The 569-nt window shown below is 59.8% G+C and carries 1 protein-coding gene; it reads left to right on the plus strand.

What is annotated here, in order from left to right; all coding sequences use genetic code 11:
- Positions 1 to 224 precede the first annotated feature (224 nt).
- Positions 225 to 569: Dyp-type peroxidase domain-containing protein (locus EOA22_RS36605; RefSeq protein ID WP_206521572.1), on the plus strand; the 345-nt coding region annotated here is incomplete at its 3' end.

Consider the following 569-nt stretch of genomic DNA (forward strand, 5'->3'; position numbering starts at 1 on the left):
CATCGGATCATCACCGGCGGAATTGGCCACAACTTGCCGCAGGAAGCCCCACGGGCTGTCGCCCAGGCAGTCATCGACGTCGGCGAATACTGATCGGGCAAAATCCTGACCAACTGAGGCGGAGATGATGCTGGGGTCATCTCGCGTCGGTGCTTGCAACTCCGCCCTTCCGCCGCCTGTGCCGGTCGACCAGTGGCGTTACGAACAAGATAAAGGGACCTATTGTGGATTCGACCTTGCCATCCGCTGTTTCGCAACCAGTCGTCGCGCAGCTGACGCGGGCCGCGATATTTCTCGTGGTGACGATAAATTCTGGACCAAAACACGAGGCGACGGTGCGGGCCTTATGTGCCGATCTTTCCACCCTCGTGCGCGCAGTCGGGTCCCGCGACCTGGACGGCCGGCTGTCGTGTGTCATGGCGTTTGGTTCAAATGCCTGGGACCGTTTGTTTGGAGCCTCCAGACCGAAGGACCTGCATCCATTTCGCGAGATACAAGGCCTGCATCACGCCGTCTCGACGCCAGGCGACATCCTCTTTCACATTCGTGCGCCACGCATGGATCTTTGT

Origin of the sequence: Mesorhizobium sp. M7A.F.Ca.US.014.04.1.1, assembly GCF_003998745.1 — a bacterium.
GTDB lineage: Bacteria > Pseudomonadota > Alphaproteobacteria > Rhizobiales > Rhizobiaceae > Mesorhizobium > Mesorhizobium ciceri.